The organism is Roseomonas gilardii (genome assembly GCF_001941945.1).
Taxonomy (GTDB): Bacteria; Pseudomonadota; Alphaproteobacteria; order Acetobacterales; family Acetobacteraceae; genus Roseomonas.
Genome location: NZ_CP015584.1, coordinates 562,359 through 585,770 on the forward strand (window position 1 = coordinate 562,359; position 23,412 = coordinate 585,770).

The 23,412-nt window shown below is 68.6% G+C and carries 21 protein-coding genes; 7 read left to right on the plus strand and 14 right to left on the minus strand.

Annotated features, from left to right (window positions below):
• Positions 1-10: 10 nt before the first annotated feature.
• From RGI145_RS21975 to RGI145_RS21985, 3 genes are all read left to right on the plus strand, one after another.
• Complete coding sequence (locus RGI145_RS21975) at positions 11-865, plus strand: HTD2 family dehydratase (protein ID WP_075800639.1); 855 nt, start codon at positions 11-13, stop codon at positions 863-865.
• The gene (locus tag RGI145_RS21980; RefSeq protein ID WP_075800640.1) at positions 862-2,028 is read left to right on the plus strand and encodes a CaiB/BaiF CoA transferase family protein; all 1,167 of its coding nucleotides are present in this window, start codon (positions 862-864) and stop codon (positions 2,026-2,028) included. Before RGI145_RS21975 ends, RGI145_RS21980 begins: the two co-directional genes overlap by 4 nt.
• A gap of 161 nt (positions 2,029-2,189) precedes the next feature.
• Positions 2,190-3,806, plus strand: coding sequence for a tannase/feruloyl esterase family alpha/beta hydrolase (locus tag RGI145_RS21985; RefSeq protein WP_208864021.1), 1,617 nt, complete (start codon positions 2,190-2,192; stop codon positions 3,804-3,806).
• A gap of 83 nt (positions 3,807-3,889) precedes the next feature.
• Here the strand turns inward: RGI145_RS21985 and RGI145_RS21990 are convergent, their stop codons facing one another.
• The 3 genes from RGI145_RS21990 to RGI145_RS22000 form a co-directional block, all read right to left on the minus strand.
• The gene (locus RGI145_RS21990; protein ID WP_075800641.1) at positions 3,890-5,002 is read right to left on the minus strand and encodes an FUSC family protein; all 1,113 of its coding nucleotides are present in this window, start codon (positions 5,000-5,002) and stop codon (positions 3,890-3,892) included.
• A gap of 23 nt (positions 5,003-5,025) precedes the next feature.
• Entirely contained in the window at positions 5,026-5,679 is a 654-nt protein-coding gene (locus RGI145_RS21995) for an alpha/beta hydrolase (RefSeq protein WP_075800642.1), read from the minus strand.
• A gap of 548 nt (positions 5,680-6,227) precedes the next feature.
• Positions 6,228-6,977 (minus strand): SDR family NAD(P)-dependent oxidoreductase, encoded by a 750-nt coding sequence (locus RGI145_RS22000; RefSeq protein ID WP_075800643.1) that lies wholly within the window; start codon positions 6,975-6,977, stop codon positions 6,228-6,230.
• Positions 6,978-7,164: 187 nt separating this feature from the next.
• Between RGI145_RS22000 and RGI145_RS22005 the strand changes: the two genes are divergently transcribed.
• Entirely contained in the window at positions 7,165-8,010 is an 846-nt protein-coding gene (locus RGI145_RS22005) for an IclR family transcriptional regulator (protein ID WP_075800644.1), read from the plus strand.
• A 149-nt stretch (positions 8,011-8,159) separates the two neighbouring features.
• Here RGI145_RS22005 and RGI145_RS22010 read toward each other — a convergent pair whose 3' ends face one another.
• From RGI145_RS22010 to RGI145_RS22035, 6 genes are all read right to left on the minus strand, one after another.
• Positions 8,160-9,131 (minus strand): Bug family tripartite tricarboxylate transporter substrate binding protein, encoded by a 972-nt coding sequence (locus RGI145_RS22010; RefSeq protein ID WP_075800645.1) that lies wholly within the window; start codon positions 9,129-9,131, stop codon positions 8,160-8,162.
• A 115-nt stretch (positions 9,132-9,246) separates the two neighbouring features.
• Positions 9,247-10,176 carry a dihydrodipicolinate synthase family protein gene (locus RGI145_RS22015; RefSeq protein ID WP_075800646.1) on the minus strand — a complete coding sequence of 310 codons (930 nt, stop codon included), beginning with the start codon at positions 10,174-10,176 and terminating at the stop codon, positions 9,247-9,249.
• Positions 10,173-11,381, minus strand: coding sequence for a sialidase family protein (locus RGI145_RS22020; protein ID WP_075800647.1), 1,209 nt, complete (start codon positions 11,379-11,381; stop codon positions 10,173-10,175). Before RGI145_RS22020 ends, RGI145_RS22015 begins: the two co-directional genes overlap by 4 nt.
• A 12-nt stretch (positions 11,382-11,393) precedes the next feature.
• The gene (locus RGI145_RS22025) at positions 11,394-12,524 is read right to left on the minus strand and encodes an iron-containing alcohol dehydrogenase (protein WP_075800648.1); all 1,131 of its coding nucleotides are present in this window, start codon (positions 12,522-12,524) and stop codon (positions 11,394-11,396) included.
• 22 nt (positions 12,525-12,546) lie between these two features.
• On the minus strand, positions 12,547-13,407 hold the full coding sequence (locus RGI145_RS22030) for an IclR family transcriptional regulator (protein ID WP_075800649.1): 861 nt from the start codon (positions 13,405-13,407) through the stop codon (positions 12,547-12,549).
• Positions 13,408-13,535: 128 nt separating this feature from the next.
• Positions 13,536-14,228 (minus strand): SDR family NAD(P)-dependent oxidoreductase, encoded by a 693-nt coding sequence (locus RGI145_RS22035; protein ID WP_075800650.1) that lies wholly within the window; start codon positions 14,226-14,228, stop codon positions 13,536-13,538.
• A gap of 283 nt (positions 14,229-14,511) precedes the next feature.
• On the opposite strand from RGI145_RS22035, the gene RGI145_RS22040 reads away from it, so the two are divergent.
• Genes RGI145_RS22040 through pdxA form a run of 3 tightly spaced genes read left to right on the plus strand, consistent with a single transcriptional unit; the run spans position 14,512 to position 18,276 of the window.
• Entirely contained in the window at positions 14,512-15,921 is a 1,410-nt protein-coding gene (locus RGI145_RS22040) for a sodium:solute symporter family protein (RefSeq protein ID WP_075800651.1), read from the plus strand.
• Positions 15,922-15,928: 7 nt separating this feature from the next.
• A complete protein-coding gene (locus RGI145_RS22045) occupies positions 15,929-17,236 on the plus strand; it encodes a four-carbon acid sugar kinase family protein (protein ID WP_075800652.1) in 1,308 nt (435 codons plus the stop codon).
• Complete coding sequence (gene pdxA / locus RGI145_RS22050; protein ID WP_075800653.1) at positions 17,233-18,276, plus strand: 4-hydroxythreonine-4-phosphate dehydrogenase PdxA; 1,044 nt, start codon at positions 17,233-17,235, stop codon at positions 18,274-18,276. The genes RGI145_RS22045 and pdxA overlap by 4 nt, the downstream gene beginning before the upstream one ends.
• A gap of 93 nt (positions 18,277-18,369) precedes the next feature.
• Here pdxA and RGI145_RS22055 read toward each other — a convergent pair whose 3' ends face one another.
• The 5 genes from RGI145_RS22055 to RGI145_RS22070 form a co-directional block, all read right to left on the minus strand.
• Positions 18,370-18,756, minus strand: a complete 387-nt coding sequence (locus RGI145_RS22055) for a pyridoxal-phosphate dependent enzyme (RefSeq protein WP_083671373.1) — start codon at positions 18,754-18,756, stop codon at positions 18,370-18,372.
• On the minus strand, positions 18,701-18,889 hold the full coding sequence (locus RGI145_RS26260; RefSeq protein ID WP_156878726.1) for a putative quinol monooxygenase: 189 nt from the start codon (positions 18,887-18,889) through the stop codon (positions 18,701-18,703). Before RGI145_RS26260 ends, RGI145_RS22055 begins: the two co-directional genes overlap by 56 nt.
• A gap of 132 nt (positions 18,890-19,021) precedes the next feature.
• Positions 19,022-20,407 carry a c-type cytochrome gene (locus RGI145_RS22060; protein WP_083671376.1) on the minus strand — a complete coding sequence of 462 codons (1,386 nt, stop codon included), beginning with the start codon at positions 20,405-20,407 and terminating at the stop codon, positions 19,022-19,024.
• A gap of 11 nt (positions 20,408-20,418) precedes the next feature.
• Positions 20,419-22,203, minus strand: a complete 1,785-nt coding sequence (locus tag RGI145_RS22065) for a GMC family oxidoreductase (protein ID WP_075800656.1) — start codon at positions 22,201-22,203, stop codon at positions 20,419-20,421.
• 10 nt (positions 22,204-22,213) lie between these two features.
• On the minus strand, positions 22,214-22,912 hold the full coding sequence (locus tag RGI145_RS22070; RefSeq protein ID WP_075800657.1) for a gluconate 2-dehydrogenase subunit 3 family protein: 699 nt from the start codon (positions 22,910-22,912) through the stop codon (positions 22,214-22,216).
• Between the last annotated feature and the right edge of the window lie 500 nt (positions 22,913-23,412).

A 23,412-nucleotide genomic window follows, 5' to 3' on the forward strand; every position in this document is an offset into this window, starting at 1 on the left:
GCGGACAAGGATGGCAGAAGAACTGGACCTCGAATCCTGGATCGGCCGGAGCGAGGCACGCACCGACTATCTCGCCGCCGGCCCGGTGGAGCGCCTCGCCGCCACGCTGGACCGCGAGGAGCCGCCGCTGCGCGACGGCGATGCGGTGCCGCCGCTGTCGCACTGGCTGATGTTTCTGCCCGATGCGCGCCAGTCGCAGCTCGGGCCGGACGGTCATCCGGCGCGGGGCGGCTTCTTGCCACCGGTCAACGACCTGCCGCGCCGCATGTGGGCCGGCGGCCGCCTGGAGTTCCGCGCGCCGCTGCGCGTGGGCAGCCTGTTGAGCCGTACCTCCACCATCGATCAGGTGAAGCGCCGCGAGGGCAGTGCGGGACCGCTGGTCTTCGTCACCGTCCGCCACGAGATCCGCGAGGCGGACCGGGACGAGGTGCTGCTGCGCGAGGAGCACGACATCGTCTATCGCGGCCTGGAGGCCCCGGCCGCCCGCGCCGCGCCGGAGGCACCGCCACCCGGGCAGTGGCAGCGCAGCTTGGTGCCGGACCCGGTGCTGCTGTTCCGCTACTCGGCGCTGACCTTCAACGGCCACCGCATCCATTATGACCGGCCCTATGTGACGCAGGAGGAGGGCTATCCTGGCCTGATCGTGCACGGGCCGCTGATCGCCACGCTGCTGCTGGACCTGACGCGGCGCGAGGCGCCGGATTCGCGGGTGGCCGCCTTTTCCTTCCGCGCTGTCTCGCCGATCTTCGACGGCGCGCCGCTGCACCTGCATGGTTCGCCGCCCGGCGCGGATGGCGCGTCGCAACTCTGGGCCACCAATGCCCAGGGCGGGCTGGCCATGCGCGCGGAGGCACGTTTCGCATGACGGGCCCTCTCGCCGGCCGGGCAGCCCCACGCAAACCCCTTGAAGGGCTGCTGGTCGTCTCGCTGGAACAGGCGGTGGCCGCGCCCTACTGCTCATCCCGCCTCGCCGATGCGGGCGCGCGGGTCATCAAGATCGAGCGGCCGGAGGGAGATTTCGCGCGCGGCTACGACGCTGCGGTGCATGGGCTGTCGAGCTATTTCGTCTGGCTGAACCGAGGCAAGCAGAGCCTCGTCGCGGATATCAAGGACCCTGGCGACGCCGCCCTGCTGCACCGCATGCTGGCGCGAGCCGACGTCTTCATCCAGAACCTCGCGCCCGGTGCGGCCGCGCGCGCCGGTTTCGGCGCCGAGGAACTGCGAGCGCGCTATCCGCGCCTGATCACCGTGGACATCACCGGCTACGGCTCGGGCAACGCCTATCAGGACATGAAGGCCTACGACCTGCTGGTGCAGGCGGAAAGCGGCCTCGCCTCGATCACCGGGCATCCGGCGGGGCCGGGGCGGGTGGGCGTCTCCGCCTGCGACATCGCCTGCGGCATGGCGGCCCATGCGGCGGTGCTGGAGGCCCTGATCTCCCGCTCCCTGACCGGCGAGGGCACGCGGCTGGAGGTCAGCCTGTTCGACGGCATGGCGGACTGGATGAACGTGCCGCTGCTCTACTACGAAGGCACGGGCAAGGTGCCGCCGCGCGTTGGCCTCGCGCATCCCTCGATCTGCCCCTACGGCGCCTTTGCCCTGGCCGATGGCAGCCTCGTGCTGATCTCAATCCAGAACGAGCGGGAATGGGCCGCCTTCTGCGCCGTGGTGCTGGAGGAGCCGGAACTGCCGCGCCAGCCGGGCTACGAGAGCAACAACGCCCGCGTCGCCAACCGACCCGAGGTCGATGCCCGCGTGGCGCGCGCCTTCGCGGGGCTGACGCGCGAGCAGGCGGCGGAGCGCCTGAACCGCGCGAAGACGGCCTATGGCTTCGTCAACGAACTGCCGGCCCTGTCCGACCATCCGGCGCTGCGCCGCGTGCCGGTCGCGACGCCGGGGGGCGAGGCCTCAATCGTCGCGCCCCCGGCGCTGCGTGACGGTCTGGCGCCGGAACTGGGTCCGGTCCCGGCCATCGGCGAGCATAGTGGCATGATTCGCGAGGAGTTCGTCGGCCTGCCCGCCTCGTAACGGCACGGCAGACCGGGTGTGACAGGGGCGGCAAGCCCCGGACTGGGAGGAAAGCAATCGTGAAGAAAGACATGGCGGCGCCGGAGACCTCCGAAGGCCCTGGCGGCCGGACGGGTTCCGGGAAGGTGGGACGGACCTTCCTTCCGGGATGTCTCGGTGTCTTGCTGGCGGGAGGCGTGCTGGCCCTGGGCGCCACCCCCGCGACGGCGGCGGATAGCGCGACGGAATGCGCGAAGCTCACCGGAATGGCCATCCCCGCCTCGGCGATCGCCCTGCCGACCGGTGGGGCCACGGTGCTTTCCGCCCAGTTCGTGCAGACCGGTGAGACCGGCGGACCGGGTGATTCCTATTGTCGCGTGCTGGGCCGGATCACGCCCGACGCGGCCACGGCTACCACGGGCACACCCGAGATCAACTTCCAGCTCAACCTGCCCGCACGCTGGAATGGCAAGGCCCTGCAGATGGGCGGCGGCGGCTACAACGGCACGGTCGTGACCGGTACCACCTCCGTGTCCTTCACCCGATCCACCCCGCCGCTCTACCAGGGCTATGCGACCTACGGCTCGGATTCCGGCCATGTCGGTCTCAGCACCAGCGGCGATTTCGGGGCGAATGCCGGGGCACTGCGGAACTTCGCCTACGAGCACCTGAAGAAGACGCATGATGCCGCCTTCGCGCTCATCGAGGCACATTACGGGCGCCGGCCGGACCGCTCCTATTTCGGCGGCGCCTCGACCGGCGGGCGGGAGGGGATGACCGTCGTCCAGCGCTTCCCTGCGGATTATGACGGCGTCATCGCGAATGCACCGGCCATCTATTTCTGGGGCATGCGGCTGATCGGCGTGCGCATCGGCCAGGCGGCCTATGGCCCATCGCACGGCTATGTCTCCACGGCGAAGTTCGACCTGCTCCGCGAGGCGGTGCTGCAGGCCTGCGATGCCCAGGATGGCGCTGCCGACGGGATGGTCAGCGACGTTGCATCCTGCCGTGGCCGGCATGACGAGATCCTGGCATCGCTGCGCTGCAAGCCGGGCGCGAACGACACCGCCCGCTGCCTCACCGAGCCGGAGATCGGTACGGTCCGCGCGATCGAGGATGACCTCGTCCTTCCCTATCCGCTCGCCTATGGTGTCACCCGCTATCCCGGCTACACCCTGCTTCAGGGCGCGGATTTCGCCCGTGGTCTCGGGATGGGCAGCACGGCGGCGCGCGCGCCCGTGCCGAACAGCGCCGAGCATGGCTACCTCTATGCTCAGGGCGACGCCTATCTGCGCTATTTCGTCACCGGCGACATGTCTACCGACGCCCTGGAATTCGACCTCGCCCATCCGGGCCGCTACCAGGACCGCCTCGTGGAGCTGTCCGGCCTGATCGGAGCGATGAACCCGGACACCACGGCCTTCCAGGCGCGCGGCGGCAAGCTGATCGTGTTGCAGGGCCTTGCGGACGATGCCGTCAGCTCGAATGGAACCGAGGCCTATTACCGCGACCAGGTCGCCCGCTACGGCCAGGAAAAGGTGGATGCCTTCTTCCGCCTCTACATGGTCCCCGGCTTCGGGCATGGGCGCGGCACCTTCGTGCCGTCTTGGGATGCGGTCGGCGCGCTGGACGAATGGGTGACCAAGGGCACCACGCCGGGCGTCCTGGTGGGGCGCGACGTGAACGCAGCCACCGCCGGCCGCGCGCGTCCGCTCTGCCCCTATCCCGGCTATCCGCGGCGGCAGGGCGAGGGCGACATGAACGCCGCCGGCAGCTTCGCCTGCGTATCAAGCCAATAGCGGCCAGCGCCGGACATCGCCATTCCGCGCGGTTCCTCGATGCGCGGAATGGCTTTCGCCCTGGGCCCCGGAGGCTTGGCCCGCTATCTCGGCGGGATATGCAACAGCGGGCGCGAGAGCAGCCGGATCATCTGCAGGACCACGATGCCCGCGAATACCCCGGCGACACGTTCCAACCCGGGTTCCGCGCTGATCATCGCATAGGAATCTGGCACGAGGACAACCAGGAACACCAGCACGAACTGGTTCCCGGCATAGGCAAAGGGCTTCATGCTGTTCTCGATATGGCGCCCAGCCACCACGCCCAGCGCCATGCAGAGGATGATGGCGCTTACCGAGCCACCGAACAATTTCAAGGCCACGGTCGCGGCTAGGCAGCCGGTGATGCAGCCCGCCAGGCGGTGCGCCACGCGGACGGAGACAAGGTGGCGATTGCCGCGCAGGCTGGAGAGCGGCACCATCATCAGCGCCATGATCGTCACGGCCGCCTGGCTGAGCCGACCGCTGTCCAGCAGGGGCATCAGCCAGGGGACGGTGGCAAGCGCCAGACCGGCCTGCATCGCATGGCGGGCGGCATCGCCGCGTTCCTGCGCCTTGGCGGCGGACGACATGGCCGGCATGGCATTGGGCAGGCCCAGCCTCGGCCGCAACGTCTGGTGCGACAGGAGATTAATGACGAGACAGGCCAGGGTCCCCGCCGTGACCTCCAGGATGCGCGTGCTGGCGAAATGCGCGACGTGGCGCAGTGGCTGCGCCTGCGCATCCAGCAGCACCATGCAGAAGGTGAGACCGGTGAACAGCCAGGCGTAGCTCCGCTGGCGCGTCAGCGCGGCATACAGCGTGACGCCCCCGACCAAGAACAGGGCGACGCTGAGGGCCAGCCAGGAATGGCCGAGCAGAAGCGCCACCGCACAAGCCAGGGCAGCGCCAGACACCGTGCCCAGGATACGCATCCCACCCCGCACCGTGCTTTCGGCCAGGGAGGAGCGCATAACCATGTAGCCGCTGAAGGCAGCCCATCCGACATTCTCGGCCTGCAGCAGATGCGCGAACAGGATCGCCAGCAGCACGGAAGCCAGGGTTTCCGCCTCGTCCAGCGCGCGTGGCCAGATCCGTTCGGGCGCGCGAAACTCGGCGATGATGCCGGCCCAGAAGGCAGCGACGCTCTGCCACAGCGATTTCAGCCGGCCCTGCATCGCGTCCTCCGTCGGCCGGTCACTCACCCCCGGGGCAGATCGGACAGATGCCGGGCCACGACATCCAGCACCTTGTCCAGGCACCCCTTGAAGAAGTGATCCGTGCCTGGATACACGGTCACAGGATGATGGGTCGCGCGGCCCCATGCGAGCAACGAGGGCAGCGGCGCCATCGCGTCGTCCTGACCATGCAGCAACAGGGTCCGTTCAGGGATGGGCATGGCCTCGTAGTCCCGGCCGCCGGGCACGCGCCCGACCGGAAGACCCATCAGCACGACGGCCGCGGCGGGCTCGTCCTGTTCCAGGGCACAGGCGAGGCGGGCATAGACATGCGCGCCGAAGGAGAAGCCGAGCAGGGCCAGGGGCAATCCCGGATATGCCTCCCGCAGATGGGCGGCGATCACGAGCCCATCCTCCGCCTCGCCGGTTCCTTCGGCATACTCGCCCTCGGAGCCATCGACGCCGCGGAAGCTCGGCCGCACCGCGATCCAGCCGGCTTCGCTGAGCCGCCACGCCGCCCTGTGCGGGACGACGTGCTGCGGCGACCCACCGAGCAGCGGTTGAGGGTGACTGATCATCACCACGCCGATGGGTGGCATGGCGGGCATGGTGGTAGTGAGCTGGATCTGGCCGGCGGGACCGGCGATGAAGCTCTGGACCGGACGGGATGCGGACATGGGCGATGCTCTACCATCAGCCCCATCCACGCTCAATCGCCGCGCCATGTGGGAGGGGGCATGCTGCCCGCTTCTGCCGGCCTGCCGCTCGCCGCCGTCTGATCCTGGCATCACCCGCCGGGGACTCATCGTGCCTCGGGGGTCGAGCCCCTGAATCATAAAAGGGTCTACCGGCTGATGCTGCAGGGTGGGCTACTCCTGCAGCGACACGGCACCCGGCGGCCGATCCGGGCGTACGAGGACACTGTGATCGCCCCGGTCGCGCGCCTGCGTTGGTCCTCGGACGGGCTGGAAATCCCCTGTTGGGACGGCGAGGTCGCCTGCCTTGGCATTTGCCATCGACACCCGCGACCGTGAGGCCACGCAGCGCCTCCAGCGCCACCTTGACCTTGAACTCCGCTAAATACCGCGTCCGCTTCCCCGTCATTGGGTTCGTCCTTCTCAGGCCGAACCGAGCTTATCCAACTGTCCTAAATCCGGGGACCATCTCTAAGGACGACACTTGGTTTCCTCCTTTTTGTTCTGTTGGGCCGCCCGTGCGGACGGGATCAGTAGGTCGCCCGCCCGCCCGAGACGTCGAACACGCCTCCCGTCGTGAAGGAGCATTCCTCCGAGGCCAGCCAGCAGATCAGGGCGGCCACCTCCTCGATGGCCCCGAAGCGGCCCATCGGGATCTTGGACAGCATGAAGTCGATATGCGCCTGGCTCATCTGTTCGAAGATCGCGGTTCGCACCGCGGCGGGGGTGACGCAGTTCACCGTAACCCCCGTCTTCGCGAGTTCCTTGCCCAGCGACTTGGTCAGCCCGATGACACCGGCCTTGGATGCGCTGTAGGCCGGGGCATTGGGATTGCCCTCCTTGCCGGCGATGGAAGCGATGTTGACGATGCGGCCGTAGCCCTTCTCCAGCATGAACGGCACCACCGCCTTGTCGCAATGGAAGACACCGTCGAGGTTGACCGCCATCACCCGCCGCCACTCCTCGACCGGGTAGGTCCAGGTGGTGGTGTTCGGCCCAGTGATCCCGGCGCTCGCCACCAGCACGTCGATGCCCCCGAGCCGCTCGGCCGTCGCATGGGCCGCTGCGTCCACCTCGGGCCAGTCGGCCACGTCCAGCGCGATACCGACCGCCTCTGGGCCGAGCGCCCCTCGCGCCGCCTCGATCGCGGCGGGGTCGCGGTCCCAGATCGCCACCCTGCCGCCCTCGGCGACGATGCGCCGGGCGACCGCGAGGCCGATGCCGGCAGCGCCACCGGTGACGACCGCAACACGGCCGGCGAAACGGGTGTCATCCGCCATCACACCGTCCCCCGGTCGAGGCCGAATTGCGTGCGTGCGATGGATACGGGACGTGCGCAGAAACGCATCGGATGGACCGCTCCCATTTGCTTGTATACCATAATATGGTATAATAACTTATTATGTGGGATATCTGACGGCCCATGCTTGCAGGTGTCAAGCGGGCACGCGCCGCGGCGAAGGAATCATGGACGGCAAGAAACGGCATCCCGGCAGGCCCCGGACCACACCGGCAACGGAGGGGGCGCAGACGCTGCTCCGCGGCCTCGACGTCATGGAGGCGGTGGCGGCGGGGGCGGCGGATCTCGCCGCCCTCGCGCAAGCATTGGGCACCACCCGGACCACCACCCACCGGCTCGCCTCGGCCCTCGTGGCACGGCGTTATCTCGGTTTCTCGCCCGGTAGCGGCTACAACCTCGGCCCCAAGCTCGGTGAGCTCGGGTTGCGCTTCCGCCGCGCCCTTCCGCTGCACCAGGCGGCGCAGCCTTTCCTCGCCCGGCTCGCGGCGCAGACGCTGGACACGGTGCAGCTTGGCATCCTCGACGAAGGGACCGTGCTCTACCTCGACAAGGTGCCGGGCGGCCGCCCGTTCGAGATCCGCTCGGCGGCCGGCGACCGCCATCCCGTCTGGAGCACGGGCCTGGGCAAGGCACTGATCCTCGACCTGCCGGAAGCACAGTGGGAAGGGTTCGTCGGCCGTGGCCGTGCTGGCCCGGTACCGGTCAGCGGCAAGGCGCGGCTGGAGTGGCTGGAACGCATGCGGCTCTATGCGGCGCAAGGAGTGGCCTTCGACCTCGGGGAGAACGAGCCGGAGTTGTTCTGCGTCGCCGCCCCCATCCGCGATGCGGGCGGCGAGATCGTCGCCGCAGTCAGTGTGTCCAGCCTGCTGCCCTATATGCAGCCGGAGCGGATGGAGGTGCTGTCTGGCGAGGTGCGCGCCACCGCTGCCGAGATCGGCCGCTCCCTCGGCTGGCATGGGGAGGACGTGGCGGAGACGGTGCCGGACGACGGGAAGCGCACAGGACGGCGTTAGTCAGGGATCCAAGCAGCTTCCCACAATATTGACATCTAACCTGACCACCCGATCAAGTTTGACCGGTCGGGAGCCATGATGGCACGGTCCGAAGCAAATTTGCGCTCTGGTCAAGTCGGTTTTGAAGGCCGGGACCGACGCCGATCGTCCTATTCCGGCTGATAGTTCACGCTCCGGAGCAGGTCGCCCGCCCGCTGGATCTCGCTCGCGATGAACGCCCGGCTGCTCTCGATGCTTTCTGTGACCGGTTCCAGCACCTGCTTCGTCAGCCGCTGAACCATCTCGGATTCCCGCATCGTGTCCTGCATCAGCGTGTTGATGCGCTGGCAGATGTCGGCGGATGTGCCGCGAGGCGCCCAGACGCCGTACCAGGACTGGAACTCATAGCCCGGCAGCCCACCCTCCGCCATGGTCGGCACGTCGGCCGCGAGCCCCGAGCGTTCCGCCGTGGCGATGCCGACCGCGTTGACCTTGCCGTCGCCGCGGGCGGGCAGCAGCGCGAAGCAAGGGTCGATCAATAACTGCACGCTGCCACCCATCAGATCGGTCAGGGCCGGCTGGGTGCCACGATAGGTCACCATGTCGAGATCAAGCCCAGTGCGACGTAGGAATTCGATAGTGGCGAGGTGACCGGCGGAGCCCAGGGAGGAGATGGCGAAGTTCCACTCGCGCGGCTTCGCCTTCGCTGCGGCGATGATCTCCGTCAGGGTCTTCTGCGGACGGGTGCCGGAGGAGACCATCACCAGCGGTGCCTTCGCGGTACGGGCCGCGACCTCCAAATCACGCTGCGGGTCGAAGTTCGCGCCCTTGAGCACCAGCGGCATGACCGCGGTGTTGAAGGCCGAAGCGAGCAGTGTGTAGCCGTCATTGGGCGCCTGAAGGACTGCATTGGTGCCCACCAGTCCGGCGCCGCCGGTGCGGTTTTCCGCCACCGCGACCGCGCCCAGCTTCTCCTGCAGGCGCTGCGCCAGCAGACGCCCCAGCGTGTCATTGGCGGCGCCGGGCGGCCAGGGGATGATGACCCGGATGGGCTTGCCATGCGGCCAAGGGGCCTGGGCATGGATGGCAGGGGCGCGCAGCAGGCTGGCGCCGGCGGCCAGTATCAGGCCACGTCTTTTCATCGACATTTCCTCCAGTCTTGATGTTTCTTCTCGCCGGCCTTCACGGCCGGTTGTCGTCCGCCTCCCGTACCGCGCGGCACGGGAGGCGAGGGCGCGCGTGCCGACGCGCCCTGCTTCAGGCGCTCAGCAGCGAGGCCTTCTCCGCGGCGTCGAGGGCCAGGAGCGGCGGCCGCATCCGGGCCCAGCCCTCGTGACCGGTCCGCTGCGCCGTGAGCATCTTCAGCGAAGCCATTTGTGCGAAGCGCGAGGCGCGGTTGCGCATGGCCACCACGCGTTGCTGCGCCAATTCGACCTCGCCGGCGCGGCTCTCGTCGAGGGCATGGCGGTAGATGAAGGCCAGGTCCCGGGCGACGAGGTTGGAAGTGGCGGTGATGCAGCCCGCGCCGCCCTGGCGGCGCAGCGGCAACAGCAACGGGTCGGCGCCTGCCAGGACCGAGAAGCCCGGGAAGCGTTCCACCATGGCCAGCATGTTGCCGATGTCGCCGGCGGAATCCTTGATACCGACCACGATGTCCGGGAAGCGGGCGATCAGGCGTTCGATCAAGGCATGGGAGAGCGGGACGGCCGACATCTGCGGGATGTGGTAGAGCACGACGCGCAGCCGCGCGTCGCCAACGCGCTCGATCACCTCGGCATAGGCTGCGAACACACCGTCATCCGAGACGTTCTTGTAGTAGAAGGGCGGCAGCATCACCACGGTCCGCACGCCCAGGGACAGGGCGTGGCGGGTCAGCTCCACCGCTTCAGTCAGGGCAGCGACGCCGGTTCCGGGCAGCAGGCGTTCCGGCGCGATGCCGGCGTCGACCGCGGCCTCCAGCAAAGCCTTGCGCTCACCGACCGAGAAGGAGTTGGCCTCGCCCGTGGTGCCGAGCAGGGCGATGCCGTCGCAGCCTTCCTCCAGCAGCCAACGTGCATGTTCGACGAAGGTTGCGTGGTCCGGCGCCAGGTCGGCGTCCAGCGGTGTGAGCGCGGCGCTGAACACGCCGGTCGGCCCCCGGAAGGTTCCGGCGGGGGCCGTGGCGGGCTTGTCGAGAGTGGTGCTCATGCGTCGTTGCTCCTGATCCAGTCCTCGGTGACGGTCACGTATTTGATGGCTTGCCGGTAGACGGTGTAGGCGATGTGCAGGCGGCCATCGGGGCCCTGAACGATGCTGGGGTAGGAGAACTCGCGGTTCAGCCCCTCGCGCGAGTTGTTGGTCATGCAATAGCCGTCGCCGGTTTCGAGGTTGCGCCGGACCGGCCAGGTCCGGCCGCCATCCTCGGAGATCGCTACCGTCATCGGCGCACGGGGCACGCCCCAGAAGGTGCTGCGGCGGCTGTGGTCGATCGGCGCCACGATCTTGCCGTCGTCGCTGTCATCCTCGATGTCGTCGTAGAGGGAGAGGCGGCGCTCGGTGGCGTCCGCCGCGCTGCTCTCGTTGAGCACCATGGCGAGGTGGCCGTTCTCCAGCCGCGTCACCTGGATCGAGGAATTGTTGTTGGGCAGCTCGGTCGGCCGCGGTGCCGTCCAGCTCCGCCCGTTGTCGTGCGAGCGGGAAACGTAGACGCTATCGGCCCAGCGGCTGCGGTAGAAGGCGGCCAGCGTGCCGTCGCGCAGGTCCACGATGCTCATGTGCACGCAGCCGAGGCTGTCCGGCACGGCGACCTCGGTCCAGCTCCGCCCCTGGTCGGAGGAGATCATCACCGCGCTGGTGTCGTCGTCGCCGACCCATTTCTTGCCCGGCGTGCTGGTGCAGATCCAGACCGGGAGCAGCCAGTCGCCGTTGTCGAGCACCACGACCGGCTGGCGCATGAAGGTACCACCGCCAGGGCGGGGGCCAAACAGGGTCTCGATGGGCCCCCAGCTGCGGCCGTTGTCCGTGGAGATACGCTTGCGGACGATCGCGGTGTCTTGGTTGCCGGAGATCTGCGCCGTCCAGATCAGCCAGAGCGTACCGTCGGGCGCGGGGAAGAGGAGCGGATTCTGCTCCGATTTGGTCGGGTCCTCCGACAGCCGCACCGGCGCCGACCACTGGTCCGAGCCGCGTTCAAGGCGGGAGAAATAGGCGCAGATATCCGGCACGCCTTCCTGAGTGCCGCCGAACCAGACGCAGCCCAGCGCGCCATCCGGCAGGGGCATCAGGTTGGCGGCGTGGCTCTGTACCGTGGCGGGCGGCAGGAAGGCCTCCCGCCTTGTCGGGTCCCCCTCGGCGGGGCGCACGTGGCCGACCTCGCCCAGGTCAAGCCTGCCACTCTCGTTCGTCCGTATCATCGCCGGCGTCTCTCAGTAGGCCGCGTCGTAGATGGCCAGGATCTGGTCCTGGCTCAGCTCGCGCGGGTTGTTGTCCAGCAAGCGGCGGATGGCGTGGGCCTCCCGCGCCATGCTCTCCAGATCGTTGCGAGGCACACCGAGGGCAGAGAGCCGCATCTCGATGCCGAGCCCTGCGCAGAAACGGTGGGTCGCCTCCCGCACCGCTGCTTCCTCCGCGCTCGCCGGCAGGCCCAGCGCCTCCAGAACCAGCGCGGTCTTCTCCGCCATCACGGGCGCGTTGAAGGCGAGGGTGTGCGGGAAGATCAGTGCGCAGGCGAGGCCGTGCGGGATGTGGTGGCGCGTGCCGAGCGGGTAGGCGACGGCATGGCCCGCGGTGGTGTTCACCGGACCCAGGCAGAAGCCGCCATACATCGAGGCCAGGGCGAGGCCGGCCCGGGCCTCGCGGTCCGCGCCATCCGTCACGGCCCGCTTCAGGAAGCGTCCGACCAGGCGGATGCCCTCCAGCGCGTAGAGATCGATCAGGGGATGGGCCTTGCGGCTGGTGAAGGCTTCCACGCAATGCGCCATGGCATCGACGCCGGTGGCCGCGGTCACGGCGGGCGGCACGGTGAGGGTCAGGTCGGGATCGACAATGGCGATGTCGGCCAGCATGTGGCGGCTTTGCACCGCGGCCTTGTTCTGCGTGGCCGGGTCGGTGACCAGGGCGCGCGTGCCGCCCTCGCTGCCGGTGCCCGAAGTGGTCGGCACCTGGAACAGGCCGATCCTGCGCCCGGCGACCTTCTCCGGCCCCACGACCTCGGCGAAGGACTGGCCGCTGCCCGGGAGCACCGCAACGAGCTTCGCGAGGTCCATCGCGCTGCCGCCGCCGAAGCCGACCACCAGATCGGGCCGGACCTGTTCCGCCAGGGCCAGGGCCTTTTCCAGATTGGGCAGGTCGGGTTCCGGCTTCACCTCGCCGAAGACGGCGACCTCACCCGGCAGGTCGAGCAGACCGACGCGGCCGGCGTTGAAGGCGTCCGACACCACCAGCGGGCGGCAGTAGCCGCGGGCCCGTGCCCAGCGGCCGGTGGCGGAGACCAAGCCGCCGCCAAATTCGATGATGGAGGGACGGGCGGTCTCGATCGGGGTGAGGAGGTCGTTCATGCTCGTTTCTCGCGGGTGATTTCTATGGTTCCGCCGGCTGGCCGGAGCCGGGGCGGAGCTGCATCGTGCGGCGCAGCAGGCTGGTGGCGCGGGTCAGTTCCCCGGCCACGGCGCGCAGGCGGGGCAATCCGGTTTCGACGAAGGCGTCCAGCGGGCTGCGGCCGGCGTCGATGGTCAGGCTGATGCCGGAGGCGGGGCGGCCCTGTTCGTCCAGGATCGGCACGGCGACGGTACGAAGGCCGTAGGCGTTCTCGCCGTCCGAAACGGCGAAGCCACGCGTGCGGACCTCGGCGAGGCGCTCCAGCAACAGGTCGAGGTCGGTGATGGTGCGCTCCGACAGCTTGACGCGCTCACGCCGTTCCAGGTGCGCGATCTGCTCCTCGCGCGGGAGGTAGGCGAGCATCGCATGGCCCAACGCGGTGGCGTAGGCGCCGACCCGCGTGCCGGGGTGGCGGCGCATGTTGTAGCGGTCGAGCCCGGTCTGGACGCGGGCCAGGTAGACGACGTCGCCCGCCTCGATGGCGCCGAGCGAGGCGGCGTCGCCGATTTCCGGCACCAGTTCGCGCAGCAGCGGCGCAGCGTGTTCCGGCAGGCCATTCGCGGAGAGCGCGCTGAAGCCCAGTTCCAGGCATTGCAGGGTCAGCCGGAAGCGCCGGGTGTCGGGCACGCCGCGCAGGTAGCCCAGCGCCTCCAGCGTGTGGATCAGCCGGAAGGCGGTGCCGCGGTCGAGCCCTGCCCGGGCGGCGACTTCCGCCAGGGTGAGTTCCGGGTGTTCGGGCGTGAAGGCGCGCAGCACCGCGAAGGTCTTGGCGGCCGATTGCACCATGTTCTTCGGGTTCTCGGCGCGGGGCTTCGGCACGGGGGCGGGGGCCGCTGCCGTCATGGCGGGCTGTGTAGCCAGGGCGGTACCCAATGTTTCGCTTCCCTTGTTCGGATTGCGAACTTGTGTTCGTCTGATCATACAGTCACCTTTCTGCTTGCCGCCTGTCAACCATTCTCAGCGCACGGCGCTCAGAGCGAACTGCCGCCGCAGATCACGATGTTCTGGCCGGTGATGGCGCCGGCTTCCTCCGAGAGCAGGAAGGCCACGGTCGCCGCGACCTCCTCCGGGCGTATCAGCCGGCCGATCGGAGGAACGCGCGGCGCGGAGGAGCGGCGCGCGGGATCGTTCAGCATGGGCGTGTCCGTGGCCGCGGGGGAGACGAGGTTCACGGTGATGCCGCGCGGCGCGAGCTCCGCCGCCCAGGAGCGCGACAGGCCGGTCAGCGCGGATTTTGTGGCGGCGTACTGGCTGCGCCCCGCAGCGCCGGTCGCGGTGCGGCTGCCGACCAGGACGATGCGGCCCCCGCGCGGCATCTCCGCCAGCAGCCGGTCGGCGAGGAGGCTGGCGGCCTGGACATGCACCTGCCACATCGCCGCCCCTGCCTCCGGGTCCAGTACGCCCAGGGGGTTCGTGCTCATCAGCCCGGCCGCGTGCACGAAGGCCCGCGCCGAGAGGCCCTCGACGGCGGCCAGCACGCCGTCGCGGGAGGACAGGTCGGCCGCCCGGTGCGCGAAGCGGTGGTCCTCGATCGCCGGGCTGCGCCGGCTCAGCCCGGTCACGTGCCAGCCCGTGGCCAACAGGCGGCGAGCGATGGCCTCCCCGATGCCGGAGCTGGCGCCGGTGACGACGGCGTGCGGCGCGTCCTCCACGGTTGTCGTCATGTCGTGACCTCCTCTTGCTGCTGGCGATCCCGGAGGTGGGCGAAGGGGTGCGCAATGCGCTGTTGACGGCCATGCCGGGGCGCCGATATGAAGCTTGTATAAGAGAGAACTAAAGTTCGCAATCCGAACTTTACAGGAAACTCAGGAGACGAACCTGCCTCGCCGGAAGGGATGCCAGGGAGCCGGGTGGCGCGATGCCGCCAGCCTTCCCCATCCCCGACGGGGGGCTCGGATCCTCTGGCCGGCGCCGGTGGCACTGGGCAGCGCAACATGGGAGGCAGGAATGCACCAGTTCGACACCGGCGAGAGCGCGATCATCATCTCGATCATCGTCGTCTACATCGCTCTCACATCCTGGCTGACCTTGCGGCTGCGCAGCCGCAACAGCGCGCAGTTCATGGTCGGCTCCCGCGCCATGCCGGCGGCGGTGATCGGCGTGCTGCTGATGAGCGAGTTCATCGGCGCCAAATCCACGGTCGGCACCTCGCAGGAAGCCTTCAACTACGGCATCGCCGCCGCCTGGTCGGTGATCGGTGCGGCGATCGGCTTCCTGCTCTACGGGCTCTTCTTCGTGCGGCGGCTCTATGCATCTGGCGAGTTCACCATCTCCGGCGCCATCGAGCAGAAATTCGGCCGGTCCACGAAGCTCACCGTCTCGATCATCATGATCTATGCGCTGCTGCTGGTGAATGTCGGCAACTACGTCTCCGGCGCGGCGGCGCTGTCCACCGTGCTGAAGGTCGATCTCACCCTCGGCATGTTCATCATCGCCATCGTCAGCACGTTCTACTACGTCTTCGGCGGGCTGAAGGGTGTGGCCTATGTCACCGTCCTGCACAGCGCGGTGAAGGTGCTGGGCATCTCGCTGATCCTGGGCATCGCGCTGCACATGACCGGAGGCATCCGCCCGATGGTCGAGGCGCTGCCGCCCGAGTATTTCAGCATGACTGGCAGGATCGGCGTTCCCACCATCCTGGCCTGGATCATTGGCACGGTCGGCGCGATCTTCTCGACGCAGTTCATCATGCAAGCGATCTCCTCCAACAAGGACGAGGCCTCCGCGCAGCGTTCCGCCTTCTATGCCGCCGCCTGGTGCTTCCCGCTCGGCATCGCGCTCGGCCTGATCGGCGTCGCGGCCAAGTTCCTGCAGCCTTCCGGCAACAGCCTCTATGCCCTGCCGATGTTCCTGCAGGCGATGAACCCCTGGCTCGCCGGGCTGGTGACAACCTCGCTGGTCGCGTCCGTCTTCGTCAGCGTCAGCACCGTGGCGCTCGCCATGGCCTCGCTGATCGTGAAGGACTTCTACGTCCCCTATGCGAAGCCGACGCCGGAGCGCGAATTCCAGATGACGCGCTGGATCTCCCTGGCGATCGGCTTCGCGCCGCTGATCTTCGTCTTCTTCGTGCCGGAGATCCTGAAGCTGTCCTTCTTCACCCGCGCCCTGCGCCTGTCGATCTCCATCGTGGCGGTCATGGGCTTCTACCTGCCTTACTTCCGCAGCAACCGCGGCGCGACGATGGGGTTGATCGCCTCCGCCATCGCGACCACGGCTTGGTACCTGCTCAACAACCCCTACGGCATCGACAACATGTACGTGGCGGCTATTGTCCCAGCGGCCGTCCTGGTCGCCGAGCGCGTGCTGAGCGGCCTCTTCCCGGCGCGCTCCTCCGTGTCGGCCCTGCCTGAGCATTGAGGTCCCGATGATGCACTGGCTGATCCTGGCGGACGACCTGACGGGGGCGGCGGACTGCGCCATCGCCTTCGCCCGGCGCGGGCTGGACGCCACGGTCGGCTGGCACGCGGGCGCGGCGCCGCAAGGGGTCACGCCGGGCTGGGACATGCCAACGGGCGGGGCGGTGTTGGCAGTCGATGCCGACAGCCGCCGCCTGCCCGCTGCGGAAGCCGCCGCCCGTCACGCGGCCCTGTTCCGCCGCCTGCACCCGCTTGGTGAAGGGCCGGCGCAAGGGCTGATCAAGAAGATCGACTCCACCCTGCGCGGCCAGCCGGTGGCCGAACTCGCCGCAACGCTGCAGGCGTCGCGAGAGGCCTCCGGCCCACGCCTGGCCATCGTGGCCCCGGCGTTTCCCGGCACCGGCCGCACCACGAGCGGGGGCCGCATCCACCTGGATGGCAGGCCGCTGGAACGGGCGTCGCTCTGGGCCCGCGACCACAGCTATGCCAGCGCCCATCTTCCCACCGTGCTGCACGAGGCAGGGCTGCGGAACACCGCGCTGCCGCTGGCCATGTTGCGGGACGAGGCAGCCCTGGCCGGGGCGCTGCGGCAGGCGCTGGCCGAAGGGCTGGAGGCGGTAGTCTGCGATGCCGAGACGCCTGCAGATCTCGACCGCCTTGCCCTTGCCAGTCTGCCGCTCGCCCAGGATGTGTTCTGGGTCGGCTCGGGTGGCATCGCCGTTGCCCTGGCCGCGGCGCAGCCTATGGCGCCGGGTGGGGCCGCCCCCGTCCGCACCCCCATTCCGGCCTCGCCCACCGGCGGCCAGGGCGTGCTGCTGGTGGTGGGCAGCGTCGCCGAGGCGTCCCGCGACGCCGCCGCGCGGCTGGCGGCGGAGGACGCGGTCACGCATTTCCCCGTCGCGCCCGCCCTGCTGCGCGCTGGGCCGGCCGCCCGCGACTGGGCGCCGCTGTCCGCGGAGATCGCCGCCGCCCTGGCACGGGGACGTGACACGCTGGTACAGATCGCCCCCGACGCCGGGGCGGATCTCCGCCAAGGTGCCGCCCTGGCCGAGTCCCTGGCCCTGCTCCTCGCCCCGGCGGGGGCGTGTATGGCCGGGCTCTTCGCCACTGGCGGGGAGACTGCCTGCGCCTTGCTTACCAGGCTCGGGGTGCACGGGATCCGCCTGCTGGAGGAGGTGGAGCCCGGCGTGCCGCTCGGCATCACCCAGGGCGCGGTGCGCATCCCGGTGATGACCAAAGCCGGGGCCTTCGGCCACGACCGCAGCCTGCTCAACAGCCTCGCCAGAATGCACGACCTACTCGGAAACCGGACATGACCCAGAACCACGACAACACCGCCCAGGACCGGCCCATCATCGCCATCACCATGGGCGATGCCTCCGGCATCGGGCCGGAGATCATCATGAAGGCCCTGGGCCGGCCGGAGGTGCATGCCATGTGCCGTCCGCTGGTGGTGGGCGAGGCGGTGCGGCTGCGCGAGGCAGGCGAGATCGCCCGGACCGGCCTCGCGGTGCGGGAGCTGAGCGAGCCTTCCGGCGCGCGCTACGAGCCGGGCACGGTGGATGTGATCGACCTCGGCCTGATCCCCGCCGGGCATCCTTTCGGCAAGGTCCTGCCGCTGTCCGGCGAGGGCGCCTACCGCTACATCGAGCGCGCGACGCGGCTGGTCGAGGCGGGCGAAGCCGATGCGATCTGCACCGCGCCGCTGAGCAAGGAGGCGCTGCACGCCGCCGGGCACAAGTATCCGGGGCACACAGAGCTCCTCGCCCATCTGACCGGCACGCCAGAGGTGTCGATGATGCTGGTGGCGCCGAAGCTGCGCGTCATCCACGTCACCACGCATATCGGCCTGATGGACGCGATCCGGCGGATCGAGCCCGGACTGGTGGAGCGCGTCATCGCCCGTGGCCACGCCACGCTGGTCAAGGCTGGCATCGCCGAGCCCCGTATCGGCGTCTGCGGCATCAACCCGCATGCCGGCGAGAATGGTCTGTTCGGCCAGGGCGAGGAGGAAGAGAAGATCATCCCCGCCGTGCAGGCATGCCGCGCGAAGGGATGGCAGGTCGAGGGGCCTCTACCCGCCGACACGCTGTTCTTCCGCGCCGCGCGGGGCGACTTCGACCTGGTCGTGGCGATGTACCACGACCAGGGCCACGGGCCGGTGAAGGTGATGGGGCTGGAAGCAGGGGTGAACATCACCATCGGCCTGCCGGTGATCCGCACCTCGGTCGATCACGGCACGGCCTTCGACATCGCGGGCAAAGGCATCGCCGATGACGGTAGCCTCGTCGAGGCGCTCCGCCAGGCCGCGGACCTCGCGCCGCGCCGCCGGCGCACCGTGAACGCCGCCTTATGAGACCTGTATCTGCATCCACCACTCGGACCGCGGATCGCATCCCGGCTAAACCGCCGTCGGACCATTCTGCGGGGGGAGTTCCAGCTCAGACCATCAGGAGAGGACCTGTCGGAAGAGCGACGGGTCCACATTGGAGCCGGAAGCGAGGACGGCCAGCACTCTCCCATCTGTTTGCAGGCGCCCTGCCATGACGGCTGCCAGAGCTGCGGCGCCGCCCGGCTCTACGACGATGCGGAATTCATTGAACGCCAGATGCATCGCCTGCATGACCTCTGCATCGCTGACCTTGAGCACGCCATGCAAGATGCGCTGCGCAACCGAGAAGGTCAGATCGCCCGTCGTCTTGGCCACGAGTGCATCGCAGATGGAACGCCCCGACATGTCGTTGCTCTCGCGCCGACCGCTGGCCAGGCTGCGAGCCAGATCATCGAAATCCTCCGGCTCCACGGCCCAGACCTCGGTAGGACAGCAGCAGAAGATTTCCCGGCTCCCGCCGCACCGCCTCGGCCAGACGTGTCACAAGCCGTGCCGCCTCATCCTCATGTCCCGGTTGAACCTGGAATTCCACAGGGGATTTTTCGGACCTCACTGAATTGACCTTGATGGACGCCATCTATTGGTGGCGCTGCCGCAGGACGCCAGCGGCACGCCTGAATCAATATGTGAGAGGGAGCGTCGCCTGCCACGGCCTCAAAATCCGTTCGCCTCCCAAACCCATACCATCACCCCATGAGGGCTCTTTTTGCTACCGCTGCGTGGGCGGCGGTGGCTTGGCGGCTCTGTCCGCACCCTGCGGGGCCGCTGTCTGCGTGGCCGGAGCAATGGAGGTCCAGCCCTCGGCCTTCACCGGCTCCGCCTGCTCGCGCATCTTGCGGACATCCTCCACCGTCACCGGCTTGCCCCGGTTGCCCCATCCGGTCTGGATGAAGCTGACCACATCGGCCACCTGCTCGTCGCTCAGCAGCCCGGCATAGGGCGCCATGGTGAAGGCCGAGGGCGCCGTGCGCGTCCCGGGCAGCCGCCCGCCCGACAGCACGATGTGGATGGCCGAGGTCCCGTTATCCGTCTGTAGCACCGGATTGCCCGCCAGGGCCGGGAAGGCGTTGGCATAGCCCCTTCCGTCCGTGCGATGGCAGCCGGCGCAGCGGTCCACATAGATCTGCGCTCCGCGCGCGCTGGCATCGCCGTTGAACAGCGCCGTCGCCGTTGTCTCGTCATAGCGGTAGGGCGGCGCCTCCGGCCGGTGCGGCCGCAGCGACTTCAGATAGGCGGCGATACTGCCAAGATCCTCGTCGGTCAGGTACTGCATCGAATGCACCACCACGTCGTTCATCGCGCCGAAGGTCGCCGTATGCGCGTTGCGGCCGGTCTTCAGGAAGGCGACGATCTCCGCCTCGCTCCAGTCCGCGAGTCCGCCGCCATGCTCGTTGCGCAGCGAGGGCGCGGTCCAGCCATCGACGGGACCGCCGCCGGACAGGAAGACGCTCTTCCCGTCGGTCAGCGCCTCCTCCTGCATGGTCAGGGCGCGGGGCGTGTGGCAGGCGCCGCAATGGCCCAGCCCCTCCACCAGATAGGCGCCGCGCGCCACCCGCGGGTCCTGCCCCGGCTGTGGCTGAAAGGGCTGCGGCGACGGGGCGAAGAAGGTACGCCAGAGCGCCAACGGCCAGCGCATGGACAGCGGCCAGGGGATGTCGCTGTCCCGGTTCGCCTGCCGCACCGGCTCCACGCCCTGGGTGAAATAGGCGTACAGCGCCTGCATATCCGCCTCGGCCAGGCGCGAATAGGAAGGATAGGGCATGGCCGGATAGACCGTGCCGCCCTCTGGCCGGATGCCCCGGCGCATCAGCCGGTCGAACTCCTCGAAGCTCCAGCCGCCGATCCCCGTGTCGCGGTCGGGCGTGATGTTCGTTGAATAGATCGTGCCGATCGGCGTCGACATGGAGAGCCCGCCCGCGAAGGGCCTGCCGCCCGGCGCGGTGTGGCAGGCCACGCAATCCCCGGCCCGCGCCAGATAGGCGCCGCGCTCGACCAGGGAAGGGGCCGTGGGGGCGTCTGCCGGACCGGCGGCACGGGCCGTGCCCATCGCGAGAAACACGGCTCCGGCGCTGAGCAACGCGCGGAGGCGGGACATGCCGGGCCTCCTCATGCCTGCACCAGCGGGCCCGGGTTCTTCAGGTACTGCCCCCGGATCGCCCTGGCGGACCAGTAGGTGAGCGCCGCCACCATCCCGGTGGGGTTGTAGCCGATGCCCTGAGGGAAGGCGCCCGAGCCGACGCAGAAGAGGTTGTGCACGTCCCAGTTCTGCAGGTACCGGTTCACCACGCTGGTGCGCGGGTTCTCGCCCATGATGGCTCCGCCGGCGAGATGCGTGGTCTGGTAGGAGCGCAGATCCGCCTTCGCCCCGAAATTCTTGACGCTGACCTGGACGGAGGACGGATTCATGGCCTTCGCCACCGCCGTCACCTGCTCCGTGATGTAGCGGCTCATGCGCACATCGTTGTCGTGCCAGTTGAAGGTCATGCGCAGCAGCGGCTGGCCGTAGGAATCCCGGTAGTCCGGGTCGAGGTCCAGGTAGCAGTCGCGATAGGCCATGTTGGTGCCGTGGATGTCGAAGGCCATCGCGTTGAGGTAGCTCTCCTTCACCGCCTTCTTCCAGCCGGCGCCCCATTGCGGCGTGCCGTCCGGCACGGGAATGCCGCCGATCGGCTTGGTCCCGGCCGGGTTGCACCAGACGGGCGAGCCACCGACGAAACCCAGCGGCCCGTGGTCGTAGTGGTCGCCGTTGAAGTCGTCGAGGCCGATGCCCGTGCCGCCCGCGCCGATGAACGGGTTGACGTTCTTGCCCTCGGGAAAGAAAGCGCGGACCGTCGCCATGGTCTGCCAGGTGAAGTTCTTGCCGACCGCGCCTTCCCCGCTGCGCGGGTCATAGGGCGTCCCGATCCCGGAGAGCAGCAGGAGCCGGGCGTTGTTGTAGGCGAAGGTGCCGATGATCACGAGATCAGCCGGCTGCTCCACGGTCTTGCCGTCCGGCGTGACATAGGTGACCCCCGTCGCCCGCTTTCCCGTGGCGTCGAGATTGACGCGCAGCACCTCGCAGTTCGCGCGCAGCTCGAAATGCGGAACCCGCCGCAGCGCCGGCAGGATGTTCACGTTCGGCGAAGCCTTGGAGTAGTTGTAGCAGGCATAGCCGGAACAGAAGCCGCAGAAGTTGCAGACGCCCATGCCGCATCCATAGGGGTTGGTGTAGGGCCCAGAGGCATTGGCGGAAGGCAGGTTGAAGGGATGCAGCCCCACCTCCTTCGCCGCCTTGCGGAACAGCTCGGCCTGGTACGGCACCTTCTGCGGTGGCAGCGGGAAGTCGCCTGAACGATCGGCCTCGAAGATGTTGCCCTGGGCCTCGTTCACCACCTTGCCACCGACGCGGTAGGCCGCGCCGGAGGTGCCGAAGACCTTCTCGGCGAAGTCGAAATGCGGCTCCAGATCCTCGTAGCGGACGCCATGGTCCTGGATCGTCATCTCCTCGGGGATGAAGCTGCGGCCATAGCGCTCCTCGTAGCGCGAGCGCAGGTGCAGCTCCTCCGGCAGCACGCGCCAGTGCACGCCCGACCAGTGCAGCCCCGCCCCGCCGACGCCGACGCCCGGCTTGAACCCCGCGATCTGGCGATAGGGCACCGCCTGGTCGTCGATTCCATGCCGGAAGGTCACGGTGTTCTGCCGGGGGCTCAGGAAGAGCTTGAGACGCTGCGCATAGGCCAGCTCGTCCATCGTCTCAGGATAGGCGCCGTCGGGATAGGTGTCGCGGAATTCGCCGCGCTCCAACGCGACGACCTTCAGCCCCGCCTCGGTCAGCTCCTTCGACATGATGGCGCCGGTCCAGCCGAAGCCGACGACCACCGCATCGGTGTGGGGCATCCTGATATCAGCCATGGCGGGGCACTCAGCGATAGCGGATGGAGACGGGGGGATAGGGATAGTGCCGGCCATACTGCTCGACCCAGTCCATGAAGTCGGCGCGCGCCCCGGGAAAGCCGATCATCCGCCAGGCCGCCATCTGCCGGTTCCCGCCATAGACGGGATCGCAGAAATATCCCTCGCGCGTGTTCTGCAGAAGCTGGCCGAAGAAGGTGCCGGAAGGAACATCCCCGAGCCGGAGCTCATCGTGCTGCAGGGATTGCAGCAGGGCGTCCCGCGCGGGGGCATCCAGGTCCGCGACCTGCCTGCCGTGCTTCGCCCGGGCCTGCCGGTCGATCTCCGGCAGCGCATGATGGTAGAGGTCCCGCGGCGTGAGGCCGAGCTGGTAGCCCAGTTCCGGCGGCGCCTCGCGATAGGGGCCCTCCAGATACCAGATTGAGCCATGGCCATAGGGCTCGTTCATCTGGCGGTCGATGAACTCGGTGACACCGGCCTCCAGCGCCCCGGGGCCCATCTCGTCGGCGGGGATCAGCCGGTCCACCAGCGCATTCAGCACACGCCATTCCGGCCCGGTGAAGAAGGTCGGCGTATAGACGCCACGCGGCGTTGCCGGGTCCGCCCAGGCGGGACGCGATGCGAGATCGCCGAACAGGACTGGGCTGGCGAGGCCGAGAGCACCAACCAGCAGGTTGCGGCGCGACGGGGTCAGGACGGGATCGGACAAACCTCTACCTTCAAGAGATGGTTAGGATGCAACTCATCACTCTAGTGCAGTCAGCTTGGTGATCATAGCCATCGCCGGGCCCTGATGGTGCTCATATCACACACCACCTCCCGGAATATTGTCCAACCGAGCCATTGGCCGAGCTCGATGGCAGCGCTCTACTTCAAGTGATGTGTAACGGTTGGAACGATTCACCGGAACTCTCCACGTAACTTGTCGACTGCCCCTCGGACACAGGACTCGTCCTTGTCGCCGCCTGGGGCTCGCGCCACGCCGAGACCGCCGAGGTGTAAGAGAACTTCTGACTCAAACCGCTAATACCAAGAGGGCCAAAGCGCCTACTTGACCCGCGGCCAATGTCGGCGGGACATACCCCCGCACGGTTCAGTTCTCAGCAAAAATCAACGGAAATCCCCACTCCGGAAATCCGGCAGACGACATGCCACGTTGTGGTTTTCAGCCCGAATACTGGACTTGCCAAACGGAACCCATGTCAAGGC

Coding starts and splice junctions, on each gene's coding strand:
- RGI145_RS21975 (WP_075800639.1), top strand. CDS start 11: ATGGCAGAAGAACTGGACCTCGAATCCTGGATCGGCCGGAGCGAGGCA.
- RGI145_RS21980 (WP_075800640.1), top strand. CDS start 862: ATGACGGGCCCTCTCGCCGGCCGGGCAGCCCCACGCAAACCCCTTGAA.
- RGI145_RS21990 (WP_075800641.1), bottom strand. CDS start 5,002: ATGCAGGGCCGGCTGAAATCGCTGTGGCAGAGCGTCGCTGCCTTCTGG.
- RGI145_RS21995 (WP_075800642.1), bottom strand. CDS start 5,679: ATGTCCGCATCCCGTCCGGTCCAGAGCTTCATCGCCGGTCCCGCCGGC.
- RGI145_RS22000 (WP_075800643.1), bottom strand. CDS start 6,977: ATGGCGGATGACACCCGTTTCGCCGGCCGTGTTGCGGTCGTCACCGGT.
- RGI145_RS22005 (WP_075800644.1), top strand. CDS start 7,165: ATGGACGGCAAGAAACGGCATCCCGGCAGGCCCCGGACCACACCGGCA.
- RGI145_RS22010 (WP_075800645.1), bottom strand. CDS start 9,131: ATGAAAAGACGTGGCCTGATACTGGCCGCCGGCGCCAGCCTGCTGCGC.
- RGI145_RS22015 (WP_075800646.1), bottom strand. CDS start 10,176: ATGAGCACCACTCTCGACAAGCCCGCCACGGCCCCCGCCGGAACCTTC.
- RGI145_RS22020 (WP_075800647.1), bottom strand. CDS start 11,381: ATGATACGGACGAACGAGAGTGGCAGGCTTGACCTGGGCGAGGTCGGC.
- RGI145_RS22025 (WP_075800648.1), bottom strand. CDS start 12,524: ATGAACGACCTCCTCACCCCGATCGAGACCGCCCGTCCCTCCATCATC.
- RGI145_RS22030 (WP_075800649.1), bottom strand. CDS start 13,407: ATGACGGCAGCGGCCCCCGCCCCCGTGCCGAAGCCCCGCGCCGAGAAC.
- RGI145_RS22035 (WP_075800650.1), bottom strand. CDS start 14,228: ATGACGACAACCGTGGAGGACGCGCCGCACGCCGTCGTCACCGGCGCC.
- RGI145_RS22040 (WP_075800651.1), top strand. CDS start 14,512: ATGCACCAGTTCGACACCGGCGAGAGCGCGATCATCATCTCGATCATC.
- RGI145_RS22045 (WP_075800652.1), top strand. CDS start 15,929: ATGATGCACTGGCTGATCCTGGCGGACGACCTGACGGGGGCGGCGGAC.
- pdxA (WP_075800653.1), top strand. CDS start 17,233: ATGACCCAGAACCACGACAACACCGCCCAGGACCGGCCCATCATCGCC.
- RGI145_RS26260 (WP_156878726.1), bottom strand. CDS start 18,889: ATGGCGTCCATCAAGGTCAATTCAGTGAGGTCCGAAAAATCCCCTGTG.
- RGI145_RS22060 (WP_083671376.1), bottom strand. CDS start 20,407: ATGTCCCGCCTCCGCGCGTTGCTCAGCGCCGGAGCCGTGTTTCTCGCG.
- RGI145_RS22065 (WP_075800656.1), bottom strand. CDS start 22,203: ATGGCTGATATCAGGATGCCCCACACCGATGCGGTGGTCGTCGGCTTC.